The sequence below is a fragment of the Streptomyces ambofaciens ATCC 23877 genome (assembly GCF_001267885.1).
Classification (GTDB): domain Bacteria; phylum Actinomycetota; class Actinomycetes; order Streptomycetales; family Streptomycetaceae; genus Streptomyces; species Streptomyces ambofaciens.
The window spans coordinates 5,959,714-5,973,525 of record NZ_CP012382.1; the positions used below are offsets into that span (position 1 = coordinate 5,959,714).

At 71.8% G+C, this 13,812-nt stretch carries 13 protein-coding genes; 7 read left to right on the top strand and 6 right to left on the bottom strand.

Annotated features, from left to right (window positions below; genetic code table 11):
- Window positions 1–10 precede the first annotated feature (10 nt).
- The 3 genes from SAM23877_RS26525 (at window position 11) to SAM23877_RS26535 (ending at window position 2,403) form a co-directional block, all read left to right on the top strand.
- Window positions 11–217 carry a hypothetical protein gene (locus SAM23877_RS26525; RefSeq protein WP_053138356.1) on the top strand — a complete coding sequence of 69 codons (207 nt, stop codon included), beginning with the start codon at window positions 11–13 and terminating at the stop codon, window positions 215–217.
- Window positions 204–1,625 (top strand): Asp-tRNA(Asn)/Glu-tRNA(Gln) amidotransferase GatCAB subunit A, encoded by a 1,422-nt coding sequence (locus SAM23877_RS26530; RefSeq protein WP_053138359.1) that lies wholly within the window; start codon window positions 204–206, stop codon window positions 1,623–1,625. The genes SAM23877_RS26525 and SAM23877_RS26530 overlap by 14 nt, the downstream gene beginning before the upstream one ends.
- A gap of 151 nt (window positions 1,626–1,776) precedes the next feature.
- Window positions 1,777–2,403, top strand: a complete 627-nt coding sequence (locus tag SAM23877_RS26535) for a TetR/AcrR family transcriptional regulator (protein ID WP_053138362.1) — start codon at window positions 1,777–1,779, stop codon at window positions 2,401–2,403.
- Between the two features lie 44 nt (window positions 2,404–2,447).
- On the opposite strand, the gene SAM23877_RS26540 is transcribed toward SAM23877_RS26535, so the two are convergent.
- The 3 genes from SAM23877_RS26540 to SAM23877_RS26550 all read right to left on the bottom strand — a co-directional run bounded on the left by SAM23877_RS26540 (window position 2,448) and on the right by SAM23877_RS26550 (window position 5,017).
- Window positions 2,448–3,215 (bottom strand): SDR family NAD(P)-dependent oxidoreductase, encoded by a 768-nt coding sequence (locus SAM23877_RS26540; RefSeq protein ID WP_053138365.1) that lies wholly within the window; start codon window positions 3,213–3,215, stop codon window positions 2,448–2,450.
- Window positions 3,216–3,293: 78 nt separating this feature from the next.
- Window positions 3,294–4,733, bottom strand: coding sequence for an MFS transporter (locus tag SAM23877_RS26545; RefSeq protein WP_053138368.1), 1,440 nt, complete (start codon window positions 4,731–4,733; stop codon window positions 3,294–3,296).
- Window positions 4,730–5,017, bottom strand: coding sequence for an Atu4866 domain-containing protein (locus SAM23877_RS26550; RefSeq protein WP_053138371.1), 288 nt, complete (start codon window positions 5,015–5,017; stop codon window positions 4,730–4,732). Before SAM23877_RS26550 ends, SAM23877_RS26545 begins: the two co-directional genes overlap by 4 nt.
- A gap of 137 nt (window positions 5,018–5,154) precedes the next feature.
- Between SAM23877_RS26550 and SAM23877_RS26555 the strand changes: the two genes are divergently transcribed.
- Complete coding sequence (locus SAM23877_RS26555; protein ID WP_053138374.1) at window positions 5,155–6,006, top strand: helix-turn-helix transcriptional regulator; 852 nt, start codon at window positions 5,155–5,157, stop codon at window positions 6,004–6,006.
- A gap of 240 nt (window positions 6,007–6,246) precedes the next feature.
- Here the strand turns inward: SAM23877_RS26555 and SAM23877_RS26560 are convergent, their stop codons facing one another.
- Complete coding sequence (locus SAM23877_RS26560) at window positions 6,247–7,671, bottom strand: endo-1,4-beta-xylanase (protein WP_053138377.1); 1,425 nt, start codon at window positions 7,669–7,671, stop codon at window positions 6,247–6,249.
- Window positions 7,672–8,172: 501 nt separating this feature from the next.
- Here SAM23877_RS26560 and SAM23877_RS26565 point away from each other — a divergent pair.
- A complete protein-coding gene (locus SAM23877_RS26565; RefSeq protein WP_053138380.1) occupies window positions 8,173–9,597 on the top strand; it encodes a non-reducing end alpha-L-arabinofuranosidase family hydrolase in 1,425 nt (474 codons plus the stop codon).
- A gap of 61 nt (window positions 9,598–9,658) precedes the next feature.
- On the opposite strand, the gene SAM23877_RS26570 is transcribed toward SAM23877_RS26565, so the two are convergent.
- Window positions 9,659–9,934, bottom strand: coding sequence for a DUF3253 domain-containing protein (locus tag SAM23877_RS26570; RefSeq protein ID WP_079030442.1), 276 nt, complete (start codon window positions 9,932–9,934; stop codon window positions 9,659–9,661).
- 73 nt (window positions 9,935–10,007) lie between these two features.
- Between SAM23877_RS26570 and pdxR the strand changes: the two genes are divergently transcribed.
- Window positions 10,008–11,519: a MocR-like pyridoxine biosynthesis transcription factor PdxR gene (gene pdxR, locus SAM23877_RS26575; protein WP_053138398.1), complete on the top strand. Its 1,512-nt coding sequence runs from the start codon at window positions 10,008–10,010 to the stop codon at window positions 11,517–11,519.
- A 248-nt stretch (window positions 11,520–11,767) separates the two neighbouring features.
- Here the strand turns inward: pdxR and SAM23877_RS26580 are convergent, their stop codons facing one another.
- Complete coding sequence (locus SAM23877_RS26580) at window positions 11,768–12,742, bottom strand: aldo/keto reductase (protein WP_053138404.1); 975 nt, start codon at window positions 12,740–12,742, stop codon at window positions 11,768–11,770.
- A 219-nt stretch (window positions 12,743–12,961) separates the two neighbouring features.
- Here SAM23877_RS26580 and SAM23877_RS26585 point away from each other — a divergent pair, with 219 nt between their 5' ends.
- Window positions 12,962–13,810: an NAD(P)H-binding protein gene (locus SAM23877_RS26585; protein ID WP_063796824.1), complete on the top strand. Its 849-nt coding sequence runs from the start codon at window positions 12,962–12,964 to the stop codon at window positions 13,808–13,810.
- Window positions 13,811–13,812 lie beyond the last annotated feature (2 nt).

Sequence of the window (13,812 nt, forward strand, 5' to 3'; positions counted from 1 at the left end):
GAAGGACGTCATGACCAGCGAACTCACCCCCCAAGAAGCAGCCCGAGGGGCGCTGCGGGCCGGGCTCCCCCTCGGGGACGGCCGACAGGAAGAAGTGGCCATGACGGCCAACTACATCCACTCCGTGATCAGCACCTTGCGCGAGCTCGACTTCGGCGAGACCCCTCCCGCGTCCTCCTACCGCGCCGGACAGGGGAACGCCGATGCAACCGTTTGAGCTGTCGCTGGCCGAAGCCTCCCGTGCGGTGCGCGCACGGGAGCTGTCCCCCGTCGAACTCACCGCATCGGTGCTCGCCCGTATCTCCGCCGTCGAGGGACGGCTGGGCGCCTACGTCACCGTCGCCGCCGACGCCGCCCTGGCCGCAGCGGCCCGCGCCGAACGGGAGATCTCCGGAAGCGGACCGCGCGGGCCGCTGCACGGGATCCCCATGGCGCTCAAGGACCTGATCGACGCAGAGGGGATGCCCACCACGGCGAGTTCGCACGTCCGGACAGGGCACGTGGCGGAACGCGACAGTCGGGTGGCCGAACGGCTCGGCACCGCCGGGGCCGTCCTCCTGGGCAAGACGCACACGCACGAGTTCGCCTACGGCCTGACCACTCCGCAGACCAACAACGCCTGGGATCACAGCCGGGTCGCGGGTGGGTCGAGCGGCGGCTCGGCGGTAGCTGTCGCCGCCGGCGGGGCGACGTTCGCCATGGGCACGGACACGGGCGGTTCCATCCGGGTCCCCGCGGCCCTGAACGGCGTCGTGGGCCTCAAGCCGACCTACGGCCTGGTCCCCCGCACAGGCGTGACCTCGCTGTCCTGGTCCCTGGACCATGTGGGCCCTCTCGCCCGCACCGTCCAGGACGTCGGGCTGGTGCTGTCGGCGACCGCCGGCCACGACCCGCGCGACCCGGCGAGCGTGTCCGGCCCTACGCTGGACCGCTTCCCGGGAAGCGACCTGCGAGAAGGCGACCTGCGAGGAGGCGACCTGCGAGGACTGAAGGTCGGCGTACCGCGGAACCACTACTTCGACCGCGTCACGCCCGAGGTCGAGGAGTCCGTACGCGACGCGATCGAGCGGCTGGCGGAGCTGGGGGCGCAGCTCGTCGACGTCGAGATCCCGATGGCGCGCTACATCCAGGCCGTTCAGTGGGGGCTGATGGTTCCCGAGGCCACCGCGTACCACGAGCGGTCGCTGCGGGCCACCCCCGATCTGTACGCGGCGGACGTTCGCATCCTGCTGGAGGCCGGCGAACTCACCTCTGCGGGCGACTACCTCCGCGCCCAGCGGGCCCGCACCATGATGCGAGACGCCTGGGCTCGCATGTTCGACGGAATCGACGTCCTCGCCGCGCCGACGGTGCCGATGACCGCCGCCGAGGCGGGGCAGGAAGCCGTCGAGTGGGCCGATGGCACGACCGAGGCCGTGTCGGACAGCTACGTCCGCCTCTGTGCCCCCGCCAACATCACCGGCGTCCCGGCCCTCACCCTGCCGGTCGGTCACGACCACGCCGGACTGCCGATCGGAATGCAGCTGATGGCGCGCCCCTTCCACGACGCGACGGTGCTCCGTGTGGGCCGGGCCTACGAGGAGTCGGTGGCCGGCGCCGGGCGCCTTGCTCCCCTCGCTGCCTGAGGGGCCTGAGGCAAGGCGGACGTTCCAGCCGGCGTGCGTTCGCGTCGCCGCAGGGGTGCACGCCGTGCTGGGACGCCCGGATACGCGGCGCCGCGGGTCGCCGACGCCGGCCATCGGCTAGAAGCAACAGATTCGCATTAAGGTGGGTCGCATGACTCCCAAGCCCATGGCCCGCCCCGGCGGGCGCAGCGCACGCGTACAGGCGTCCGTCCATGCGGCGGTACGTGAACTCGTGGGGGAGGTGGGCCGCGACGCGCTCACGGTCCCGATGGTGGCCACTCGGGCGGGCGTGACCCCCTCCACGATCTACCGTCGCTGGGGCGATCTGCAGGAACTCCTGTCCGACGTGGCCGTCGAACGACTGCGCCCGGAAACGGAGCCGGCCGATCTCGGAAGCCTGCGGGCCGATCTCGACGCGTGGGCGGAACAGTTCCTCGACGAGATGGCCTCGCCGCCCGGGCGCGCCTACATCCGGGACGCCCTGCTCGGCGACCCCGACGGAACGAACGCCGGTCAGTGCTCGGCGTACGCCGCGGAGCAGATCGACGCCGTGCTGGCCCGTGCGGTGCAGCGGGGGGAACCGGTGCCCGAGACGGAACTGCTGATCGACCGTGTGGTGGCGCCGATCATGTACCGCATCCTCTTCCGCCCTGGCCGACTGGACGCCGCATACGCGCGTGAGCTCGTGACGAACGCCGTGTACGCCCTGGAGACCGAGGCCGGCGCTCGCCCCGCCCCGGCCGCCGCCCCGCGGCGCTCGAAGAAACCCGACAGCTGACCACGTCGCTCATCGGGCGGTCCGGCCACCGGGCGGACGACGGATCAGGCGGCGGTGAAGCCGCCGTCCGCGGGGAGTACGGCGCCCGTGACGAAGGCGGACCGCGGGGAGACCAGGAAGCACAGGACTTCCGCGATCTCGCGGGGCTGCGCCACCCTGCCCAGGGGGTGGGCGTCCGCGAAGGACGCCAGATAGGCGCGGCTGTCGGGGCGGAAGGTGTCGAGGAAGTCGGTCTCGACCACGCCTGCGGCGACGAGGTTCGCGCGGATGCCGAGGGGGCCGCCCTCCAGTGCCAGCACCTTGGTCAGCTGGGCGAGAGCCCCCTTCGATGCGCTGTAGGCGACCCCCTCGGGCAGCCCGACCGTGCACGCGTACGAACCGGTACTGACGATGGCGCCGCCGCCGCGCTCCTCCATGGCCCGGAAGGCCTCGCGGGCGAAGAGGAAGGCACCGCGGGCGTTGACGTCCATCACGCTGTCCCAGTCCCGTGCGGTGGTGTGCGTGACGGGCTTGTTCAGGGTGCGGCCGGCGTTGTTGACCAGGATGTCCAGTCCGCCGAAGGCGTCGACGGCGGCACCTACCGCGCGGGTGGCGGTCTCTTCCGCGGTGACGTCTCCGGTCACGGTCACCGTCCCGGGCAGCTCCTCCGGGAGAAGCGCGAGTTCGGGACGGGTGTCGAGGGCGACGACGTGTGCGCCGCGGGCGTGGAGGAGAGATGCGGTCTCCTTGCCGATACCGCGTGCGGCGCCGGTGACGAGGGCCGTCTTCCCGGCGAACTCGGCGGCGCCGGTGGACGATGGCGTGGATGTCATTCGGGTGCTCCCTGGTGGGGTCGGGTCGGGGGTCCGTGCGCGGTCACGGACGGCTTCGTGGCCGAACGAGGGGCCTCGTCAGTGGTCCCGGCTGTCGGGCCGGTGCCGGATGAGGAGCGCGGCGCCCAGGCCGACGAGCACGGTGGCGACGATGACGCCGGTACCGAGGCCGTAGCCCGCCAGGGGGTCACCCCGGTTCGTGCGCTGTCCGGCTTCGACGACCGCGGTGACGAGGGCGAGGACGACGGCACCGCCGATCTGCATGAAGGTGTTGAGCAGGGCTCCCGCCAGCCCTTGGTCACGGTCCGGCACCCCGGTCACGGCGCTCATGTTCAGGGCGGGAAAGGTCGCCGCGGTGCCGATCCCGTTGACGACCATGACGGGCAGGACCACGGTGAGGAAGGAGCTGTGGGGGCCGATCCGGAAGAACAGCGCGTAGGACAGCGCGAGGAGCAGCATCCCGGCGGCGATCGTCCTGTGCGTTCCGAACCGGGCGGCGAGCCGCCCCGCGAACGGAGCCAGCGCGCCGTTGGCGAGGCCCAGCGGGACGAAGGCACCGGCGGTCTGCAACGGCGACCAGTGCAGCACGTTCTGCAGGTAGAGCGTGGCGAGGAACGCGAACGACGTGTAGGCGCCCCACATGGCGAAGATCGTCAGGTTGGCGCCGGCGGTCGTGCGCCGGGTGAGGAAGGACAGCGGGACCAAGGGCCTGCGTGTACGGGACTCGACCCGTACGAACAGGCCGAGCAGACCGGCCGCGGCGAGGAAGAGGACGAGGGTGCGGGCGGACAGCCAGCCGTGCGACGGAGCCTGGGTGAGGGCGTAGACCAGGAGCACCAGGGCTCCGGTGGCCGTCAACGCGCCGGGAACGTCCATCTTCTCGCGAACGCTGCCCCGGGGGTCCGCCGGGAGCAGGCGCCGTCCCGCGAGCAGCGCGCCCACAGCGATGGGCACAGGGAGCGCGAAGACCAGCCGCCACGACAGTTCGGTCAGCACGCCGCCGAGAACGAGTCCGCCGATGAAGCCGCAGGCGCCGGCGGTGGCGTACCAGCCGAGGGCACGGCCGCGCCGCGGACCCTCCGGCCAGTTGGTGGTGATCAGAGAAAGAGCCGCCGGGGCCAGGAAGCCCGCGGCGATCCCCTTCACCAGCCGCGCCACGACCAGCACGCCACCGGTCGGAGCGAGCGCTCCCAGCACGCTCACCACGCCGAAGACGGCGACCGCGGTCAGGAAAGCGCGTCGCCGGCCGAACAGATCGGCGACCCGGCCGCCCAGGAGGAGGAACCCGCCGTAGCCGAGGGCGTAGGCGGACACGACCCACTGCAAGGAGCCCGAAGCCATGCCCAGGTCACGCTGGATCGCGGGCAGGGCCACGCCCACGTCCGAAAGGTCCACGGCGTCCATGAAATGAGCCGCGCACAGCACCAGCAGGGCCGGCATGCCGGGTGGCGGGGAGACCTCCGCGACGGCCCCGGTTCCGTGGGCGTGAGAAACGAGGACGCCGGCGCGCCTTCTCACGAGGGCTTCTCCGTCCGGTCCTCGCGGTAGAGCACGAGGTGTTCGTGGTGGAGCACGCCGTCCCTGATGTCGCCCGTGGCGGTGAAGCCGGTGTCGTCGACGTAGTCGAGGTGGTCGCCGGTCACCGTGTACCGGCCGGTGTACGCGCTGCGCCGGTCTCCCCGGGCCTCGTCGTAGCGCCCGTCCGGCAGCAGCTCCTGGCGGATCCGACCGTCCGCGGTCGTCCACATGCCGACCACGTCGGCATGCCCGGTAGCGCGGCCGTTGCGCGCATCGCCTGTCATCACATTGCCTTCCTCGGTGGGTGCGGGTGTCTTGCCCGACCGAGTCTGCGCAGGTCATCGCGGGTGTACCAGGGTGCTCTCCGCCTGGGTGCGGCACGCCCAGGCAGAGAGCGGAGCCACTGCCTAGCCTGGAGGCCATGGACGACAACCATCTCGGGGAATTCCTCCGCGCGCGCCGTGCCCGCCTGCGGCCACAGGACGTCAACATGGCGAGTCACGGCGTACGCAGGGTCGCCGGACTGCGCCGCGAGGAGGTCGCCGTCCTGGCCGGCGTGAACGCCGACTACTACACCCGGCTGGAGCAGGGCCGCGAGCGCCGTCCCTCGCCACAGGTGCTGGACGCGCTCAGCCGTGCCCTCCTGCTCGACGGGGAGGCCCGCGGCCACCTGCGCCGTTTGGCCGGAGTGTCACCGGAGGGCCAAGGCTCCCTCCACACCGCCGAGCACGTCGGTCCCGCGCTGCGTCAGCTGATGGACGGCTACCCGCACACCCCGGCGTTCGTGATGAACCGCGTCCTCGACCTCCTGGCCGCCAACGCCCTGGCCGACGCGCTGTACGCCCCCTTCACCCCCGCGGACAACCTGGCCCGCATGACGTTCCTCGACCCGGCCGGACGGGAGTTCTACCAGGACTGGGACCGGGCCGCCCAGGCCGCCGTCGCCAACCTGCGCCAGGCGAGCGGCTTCGACCCCGAGCACCCACGTCTGCGAGACCTGGTGGGCACGCTGACCGAACACAGTGCCGCATTCAGACGGTTGTGGGCGCAGCACACCGTGCGCGGAAAGACCCAGGACGCCAAGCAGCTTCTCCACCCGGAAGTCGGTCCTCTCGCCCTCACCTACCAGTCGTTCGACGTCCGCGACGCCCCGGGCCAGCAACTCGTCATCTATCACGCCGAACCGGGCAGCTCCTCCGCGCAGGCCCTGGCCCTTCTCGGCTCCCTGTACGCCGACGGCAGGCGGGACCCGTCCCGTTCCGCCGGACGGTGAGACCCGTGGCGCGCCCTCGAAGAGGACCGTGTCGAGGAAGAGGGCCGTGTCGAGGAAGAGGGGAGTGTGCGGGTACGGGCGAGCGCGGGAGCGAGGTCGCGCCACGGGAAGGGGGAGTGGCGAGGGTCGCCGCCACCACGGCGGCGACCCTGGGGCCGTCAGTGATGCCTTCCCGGCGGGGCGGGAGAGGCCGCACCGTAGGCCGTCATCGTTTCGCGCCTCCGTTCCCGGCGGGTGCCGTCAGGTGCGGGTCCAGCGCTGGTTGCTGCCGTTCGAGCAGGTGTAGAGCTGGATCAGGGTGCCGTTCGCGGTGCCGGTCGCCACGGCGTCGAGGCAGCGGCCGGACTGGACGCCGACGATGGATCCGTCGGAGTTGAGGCGCCACTTCTGGTTGTCGCCGCCCCAGCAGCTGTAGACCTGCACCTTCACGCCGTTGCCGGTGCCGGCGGCGTCCAGGCACTTGTTGCCCTGGATCCTCAGCTCGCCCGCGTCGGTGTACGTCCACTGCTGGTTGGTGCCGCTGTTGCAGTCCCACAGGCGGAGCTGTGTGCCGTCGGTGGTGCTGGGCACGTCCAGGCAGCGGCCGGAACCGACGCCCTTGATCTGCCCGGCGTCCGCAGGGGGCGTGGTGGAGCCGCCGTTGAGGGCGTTGAGGACGGCGGTGTAGGCGGGCTTCTTGCTGCCGTCGCCGTTGAACAGCAGCGGCGTCTGCTCCGATCGCCAGGAGTCGGTGTCGCGCACACCCCAGACGGTGATGCCGAGGCAGCGCGGGACGGCCAGGCAGTCGTTGGTCACGTTGGTGTAGGTCGAGGCCGGGGCGCCCTGGATGTCGAGTTCGGTGATGGCCACGTCGACGCCGAGGGCGGCGAAGTTCTGCAGCGTGGTGCGGAAGTTGCTGTTGTACGGGCTGCCGCTGTTGAAGTGCGACTGGAAGCCGACGCAGTCGATCGGCACGCCGCGCTGCTTGAAGTCCCGGACCATGGCGTACATCGCCTGGGTCTTGGCCCAGGTCCAGTCCTCGACGTTGTAGTCGTTGTAGCAGAGCTTCGCCGCCGGGTCGGCGGCGCGCGCGGTGCGGAAGGCGACCTCGATCCAGTCGTTGCCGGAGCGTTGCAGGTTGGAGTCCCGCCGGGACCCCGAACTGCCGTCGGCGAAGGCCTCGTTGACGACGTCCCACTGGGTGATCTTGCCCTTGTAGTGGGCCATCACGCCGTTGATGTGGCCGATCATCGCCTCGCGCAGGGCGCTGCCGCTGAGGCTCTGCATCCAGCCCGGCTGCTGGGAGTGCCAGGCGAGGGTGTGACCGCGCACCTGCTTGCCGTTCTGCACCGCCCAGTTGTAGACGCGATCGGCGGCGGCGAAGTTGAACTGCCCCCGCTGCGGTTCGGTGGCGTCGATCTTCATCTCGTTCTCGGCGGTCACCGAGTTGAACTCACGGTTCGCGATCGTCGTGTACGTCGAGTCGCCCAGCTTGCCCGAGGCGATGGCGGTACCGAAGTAGCGGCCGCTCTGCGCCGCCGCGGCACCGAGCGTGCTCTCGGCGGCGTGTGCGGTCGGCGGCGCGACCAGGGCGGTGACCGCGCCGAGGATGCCCACGAGCACCGCCAGCAGCAGGCCGCGGATCTTGCGGCGGTTGACCGGTCTGGGAAGGGCGTACGAGCCCATCACTGTGCCTCCAAGGTAGAAATCACGGAAGGACCGAAGCGCAGGGGTCGCGTCGTCCGCTCCCGAGCGGCAGACGGACACAGCCGGCGGACCGCCGGGCGGCGACAGGAATGATTGAGGTGTTGACGATGCATCGTCAATACTCGGCGCAGAAAATGTTTCTGAGTTCCTTTCGAAACTTTCGGCGGCCCATCTGTCGATGAATCCGCGATATCGCCGGGGTCGGTCGGGCCTCCTGATCGCGACGAGTGTCGGGTCGGTGGGGTCGGGAGGCGTGAATGTTTCGGTTTCGCGAGCGATAAGTGCGAGAGGGATTGACGCCGTTCGTCGGCTCCCTATTCTTCAGGTTGCTCGACACTTCGGCTGTCGTTCGGCATGTCGAACATGTCGAGTCGCTCCCTCGCGGAGCAGGCCGTCGCACCCCGCACCCCCGCTCCGACAGTTCGGGCCACCTCGGAGGAGGCCGGCCGGAACCGTCCACTCACGGTGGAGGAAGTCCCCATGCGCAGAGGAAGTCTCACCCGCGGGCACCCGTCCGCGGTGCTCGCCGCCCTGGTCGCCGCCGTCGCCGTGCTGGCGGCGCTGCTCGTCGTCACGCCGGCGCAGGCCGCCGCCGTCGGCGCCTTGCGCGGTGCCGGTTCGGGCCGCTGTCTCGATGTGCCGGGCGGCGTCCAGACCGACGGCACGCACCTGCAGATATACGACTGCTGGGGCGGGAGCAATCAGCAGTGGACGTTGACGGACGACCGTCGGCTGACCGTGTACGGCAACAAGTGCCTGGACGTTCCGGGTCACGCCACCACACCCGGGACGCGGGTGCAGATCTGGAGCTGTTCCGGCGGTGCGAACCAGCAGTGGCGGGTGAACTCCGACGGCACGGTCGTCGGCGTGGAGTCCGGGCTGTGCCTGGAGGCCGCGGGCGCCGGTACGGCCAACGGCACGGCGGTGCAGATCGGGACGTGCGTCGGTGGCAGCGGGCAGAAGTGGTCCGGCCTGACCGGGACGCCCCCGACGGACGGGGCGTGTGCCCTTCCGTCGGCGTACCGGTGGTCGTCGACGGGTGTGCTGGCGCAGCCGGCGAACGGGTGGGCGGCGGTCAAGGACTTCACCACCGTGACCCACAACGGCAAGCACCTGGTCTACGCGTCGAACGTGTCGGGGTCGTCCTACGGCTCGATGATGTTCAGCCCCTTCACGAACTGGTCGGACATGGCGTCGGCCGGCCAGACCGGGATGAGTCAGGCGGCGGTGGCGCCCACCCTGTTCTACTTCGCGCCCAAGAACGTCTGGGTGCTGGCGTACCAGTGGGGCGCGTGGCCCTTCGTCTACCGCACGTCCAGCGACCCGGCCAACCCCAACGGCTGGTCGGCTCCGCAGCCGTTGTTCACCGGGAGCATCTCAGGATCCGACACCGGCCCGATCGACCAGACCCTGATCGCCGACGGACAGAACATGTACCTGTTCTTCGCCGGTGACAACGGCAAGATCTACCGGGCGAGCATGCCGATCGGGAACTTCCCGGGCAGCTTCGGCTCGTCGTACACGACGATCATGAGCGACACGAAGGCCAACCTGTTCGAGGGCGTGCAGGTCTACAAGGTTCAGGGCCAGAACCAGTACCTGATGATCGTCGAGGCGATGGGCGCGAACGGACGCTACTTCCGTTCCTTCACGGCCTCCAGCCTGAGCGGCTCGTGGACCCCGCAGGCCGCGAGCGAGAGCAACCCCTTCGCGGGCAAGGCCAACAGCGGGGCCACCTGGACCAACGACATCAGCCACGGTGACCTGGTCCGCGACAACCCCGACCAGACCATGACCGTCGACCCCTGCAACCTGCGGTTCCTCTACCAGGGCAAGTCACCCACCGCGGGCGGCCCCTACGACCAGCTGCCGTGGCGGCCGGGTGTGCTCACCCTGCGGCGCTGACCTCCCGGCGTCGAGCTCCCGTGCCGCCGGGGCACGGGAGTTCCGCCTTCGGATCGAGCCGTCAGGAACCCGCCCGACGAATGCGGACGGGCCCGCGGGCCTCGGCCTGCGTGACGGGCCGGCCGGCCTGGGTCACCTCGACCTCGCCGGACCCCACCAGACGCCAGGCCGCTCGGCGCGCGGGTTCCAGCAGGGCTCGCCAGCCCTCGTCGTCACCCTCGTGGACCCGACGCGCGGCGTCGGACGGACAGATCGAGGCAGTGGCCGCCCGTCGCTCCAGCAGGTCCATGATGGCCTGCTCCAGCCGCTGGTCGAGATGCCGGTCCGTCTCCGCCACGCCATCCAGTGTGCACCGGGCCCGTGGACGCCGCCGCCCGGCCGTCGCGGGGCGGTGGGTAGCATCGGCTGCCGTGGGCGACGACCGGACCGACCCGGCATGGGGAACCTTTCTCGAACTGGGCGGGCCGGCGGACGGCCCGCTGCACGTCCGGCTGAGCCGTGCCCTGCGGGCGGCGGTGACCGGTGGGCGGATCGCCTCCGGCAGCGCGCTGCCGCCGAGCAGGGCGCTGGCGGCGGACCTGGGCTGCTCGCGGTGGGTGGTGACGGAGGCCTACGCGCAGCTCGTCGCGGAGGGGTACCTGGAGGCGCGCAGCGGCTCGGCCACCCGGGTCAGGGCGCAGGCCGTCCCCGCTCCGGTGACGCCCGAGGCGGACGTCGGTACGCGGTGGGAGCCGGAGTTCGACATGCTGCCCGGCATACCCGACCTGCGGGCCTTTCCCCGCGGACGGTGGGCGGACGCGGTGCGGGAGGCCACCGGCGCACTGACCTGGGGCGAGCTCGGCTACCCCGATCCGGCCGGTCTCGCCCGGCTCCGGCAGCGGCTCGCGGCCTACCTCGTGCGGGGACGCGGCGCGTCGCTGGAAGCCCGGCAGCTCGTCGTCTGCGCGGGCACGCTGGACGCGGTGCGCAGGCTGTGCCGGGTCCTGCGGACCGAGGGCCACACCCACATGGCCCTGGAGGACCCTGGCTGGTCGCGGCTGAGCGCCACGGTCGGGGCGGAGGGGCTGGTGCCCGTCCCGGTTCCCGTGGACGGCGACGGCCTGCGGGTCGACCTGCTGCGGCGCGCGCCTCAGGTCCGGTCGGTGATCGTCGCTCCCGCCCACCAGTTCCCGACCGGTGTGGTCCTCGCCCCGGCCCGTCGCGGCGAGCTGGTCGCCTGGGCCCGCGAGGTCGACGGCCTGGTGCTGGAGGACGACTACGACGCCGAGTTCCGATACGACCGCCACCCCGTGGGCGCCCTGCAGGGCATGGCACCGGAGCACGTCGCGCTGCTGGGGTCGGTCAGCAAGACGCTCTCGCCGGCCCTGCGGATCGGCTGGGCGGTGACCCCGCCGCGCTGGACCGAGGCCCTGGGCGCGGAGCACGTCGGGGGCGTACCACCGCCCGTCATCGACCAGGAGGCGTTCGCCCGGTTCCTGGCCCGCGGGTCCTACGACCGGTACCTGCGGGCGGCACGGCTGCGCTACAAACGGCGCCGCGATCACCTCATGGGAGAACTCGCGGCGTCGCTGCCGGGGTTCCAGGTGTCCGGTGCGGCGGCCGGCTTCCACCTGCTGCTGTCCCTGACGGACTGCTCGGCGCCCACCGTCGTCAGGGAGGCGGCGCGGCGTGACGTGAGGCTGGCGGATCTCGACGCCTACCGGATGGCGCGGGCCGAGCACCACCCGACGGCCCGGGCCGGCGACTCCGGCGGGGCGCGGGCCGTGGCCGCCGCCGGCCCCGCGCTGGTCCTCGGCTACGGCAATCTGGCGGACCACGCCGTGCCCGGAGCCGTGCGGCGCCTGGCACAGGCCATCGACGCGGCCCGGCGCCACGACCGGCGGCACGTCGACGCCGGGCGGGCCGGGGAGCGGGCCGACTGAGGGACGGCGTGTGGCTGGTCAGCCCGACCCGGGCGAGGGACGGCGTGTGGCCGTCAGCCCAGCCCAGCCGGGCTGAGGGGCGGGTGTGTGGCCGTCAGCCCAGCCCAGCCGGGCTGAGGAGCGGGTGTGTGGCCGTCAGCCCAGCCCAGCCGGGCTGAGGGGCGGGTGTGTGGCCGTCAGCCCGTCCCGGCTGAGGGACGGTGTGCGGCCGGTCAGCCCGTCCCGGGCGAGGGGCGGTGTGTGGCCCGTCAGCCCCGCCCGGCGAGGTCCAGCCGTGCCCTCGTCTCCCGGGGCAGCTCCAGCTCGACGGCGGCCAGCACCTCGTCCAGCTGCTCGACGGAACTCACCCCCACGATCGGGATCACCGGCGGATCACCTCCGAGCAACCAGGACAGCACCACCTGGTTGGCGGTGGCACCGAGCTCGGCGGCCACCTCCCGCAGCACGGTCAGCCGCTGCCCGGTGCCCGGGTGGTCGTAGGCGGCGGACAGGGTCTTGTCCGGCCGGGTGTACGCGCCCGAGAGCAGGGACGAGTAGGCCAGCAGCGTCAGGTCGGGCTCGCTGCGTACGTGGTCGAGGAGTTCGGAGGTCGCGTGGACGTGTCCGCTCTCCGGCAGTCCGACGTCGAAGCGCGGCTGAAGGTAGGAGTAGCGCTGCTGGACGCAGGTGTACGCCGTCCAGCCGTTGGTCCGGGCGAGCGCGCGGGCCCGTTCGATGCGCCAGCCCGCGTGGTTGGAGCAGCCCAGCACCGCCACCTTGCCGCCGCCGACCAGCTCGTCGAGAGCTCCGAGCGTCTCCTCCAGAGGGACGGTCCGGTCCTCGATGTGGGTCCAGTACAGATCGATGCGATCGGTGCCCAGGCGTCGCAGGCTGTCCTCCGCGGCCTTCCGTATGACGGGAGCCGACAGCCCTTCGGCGGTCTCCAGGCCGCTGCCGGGGACGGTGGGGCGGGCACCCACCTTGGTGGAGATCACCACCTCGTCGCGGCGGCGGCGGCTCGCCAGCCAGCGCCCGACGGTGTTCTCGCTCTCGTCCCCGGTCCCGCCGGGAGCCCAGAACGCGTAGTTGTCGGCGGTGTCGACGAGACTGCCGCCGGCCTCGACGAACCGGTCGAGGATGGCGAAGGACGTCTTCTCGTCGACGGTGGTGCCGAAGGGCATCGCGCCCAGGCACAGGGCACTGACGAGGGGGCCTGACGGCCCTCCGAGACGGCGTCGGAGCATCGGTATCACCTCTGTCTTCCCCGCACGTCGATGACGTGCGGGCTCGGGCGGGAACGGCTCCACCGTAGAAAGGAAGCGGTCCGGCGTCCCGGTCCAAAAGAGCACGGGAAAACCGGACCGATCGCGCGTCTGTGCCCTGGCGGGCCGGCTCGTTCCAAGCCCTGGTCGCGGTTGGCCCCCTACGGTGGTACGACCGACGACAAGGCGACGGGGGCGACGATGCGTATCGCGGTGACAGGGGCGGCGGGCAGTCTGGGCAGGCGGGTGGTGCAGCTGCTCGCGGACCGGGCCGACGTGGACGTCGTGGCGATGACCAGGCGGAAGCTGCCTGCCGAGGCACTACCGCCGGGGGTGGAGTGCGCCGTCGCCGACTACGCCGACCCGCCCGCTCTGCGTGCGGCGCTGAAGGGCGTGGACACTCTGGTCCTCGTCTCCAGCGACGGGCCCGACGCACGGGTGCTGCTGCACCACCGCAACGTCGTCGCCGCCGTGGTGGCCGAGCGCGTCGGCCATGTCGCGGCACTGAGCAGCGTCGACGCCGACTCGGCCTCCCCGTTCTGCTACGCCGTCGTCAACCGGCTCACCGAGGATCTGCTGCTCGCCTCCGGCGTGCCGTGCTCGTTCGCCAGGGCCTCGCTGTACATCGAGTTCTTCCTAGGCTGGCTCACCCAGGCGCGCTCGACCGGGCTGCTGAGGCTGCCGGCAGCCGATGGCCGGGTGTCCCTGGTGGCGCGCGACGACGTGGCCCGCGCCCTCGCCGCCCTCGCGGTGGGCGGGCCGACCGGCCGTCACCACGACATCACGGGACCCGAGTCGACGGACCTGGCAGGCATCGCCTCCACGGCGGCGGAGGTGTGGCGGACACCGGTCGCCTACGTGGACATCCCGGCCGACACGTACTCTGCCGAAACAGCGGCGACCGGCCTGGATCCCTGGTGGCTCTACGCCTTCTCCTCCCTGTTCGCCTCGGTACGCGAACAGCGCTGGGATCGGGTCCGCGACGACTGCGCCCAGCTCACCGGCCGCTTGCCCCGCACTCTCCGCGACGTCCTGTCAGAACGCGCGTGAGA

Bases quoted from the DNA above. Each gene is read 5' to 3' on its own strand.
- SAM23877_RS26540 (WP_053138365.1), bottom strand. From the start codon at position 3,215: ATGACATCCACGCCATCGTCCACCGGCGCCGCCGAGTTCGCCGGGAAG.
- SAM23877_RS26585 (WP_063796824.1), top strand. From the start codon at position 12,962: ATGCGTATCGCGGTGACAGGGGCGGCGGGCAGTCTGGGCAGGCGGGTG.
- SAM23877_RS26530 (WP_053138359.1), top strand. From the start codon at position 204: ATGCAACCGTTTGAGCTGTCGCTGGCCGAAGCCTCCCGTGCGGTGCGC.
- SAM23877_RS26560 (WP_053138377.1), bottom strand. From the start codon at position 7,671: ATGGGCTCGTACGCCCTTCCCAGACCGGTCAACCGCCGCAAGATCCGC.
- SAM23877_RS26550 (WP_053138371.1), bottom strand. From the start codon at position 5,017: ATGACAGGCGATGCGCGCAACGGCCGCGCTACCGGGCATGCCGACGTG.
- SAM23877_RS26555 (WP_053138374.1), top strand. From the start codon at position 5,155: ATGGACGACAACCATCTCGGGGAATTCCTCCGCGCGCGCCGTGCCCGC.
- SAM23877_RS26535 (WP_053138362.1), top strand. From the start codon at position 1,777: ATGACTCCCAAGCCCATGGCCCGCCCCGGCGGGCGCAGCGCACGCGTA.
- SAM23877_RS26525 (WP_053138356.1), top strand. From the start codon at position 11: ATGACCAGCGAACTCACCCCCCAAGAAGCAGCCCGAGGGGCGCTGCGG.
- SAM23877_RS26565 (WP_053138380.1), top strand. From the start codon at position 8,173: ATGCGCAGAGGAAGTCTCACCCGCGGGCACCCGTCCGCGGTGCTCGCC.
- SAM23877_RS26580 (WP_053138404.1), bottom strand. From the start codon at position 12,742: ATGCTCCGACGCCGTCTCGGAGGGCCGTCAGGCCCCCTCGTCAGTGCC.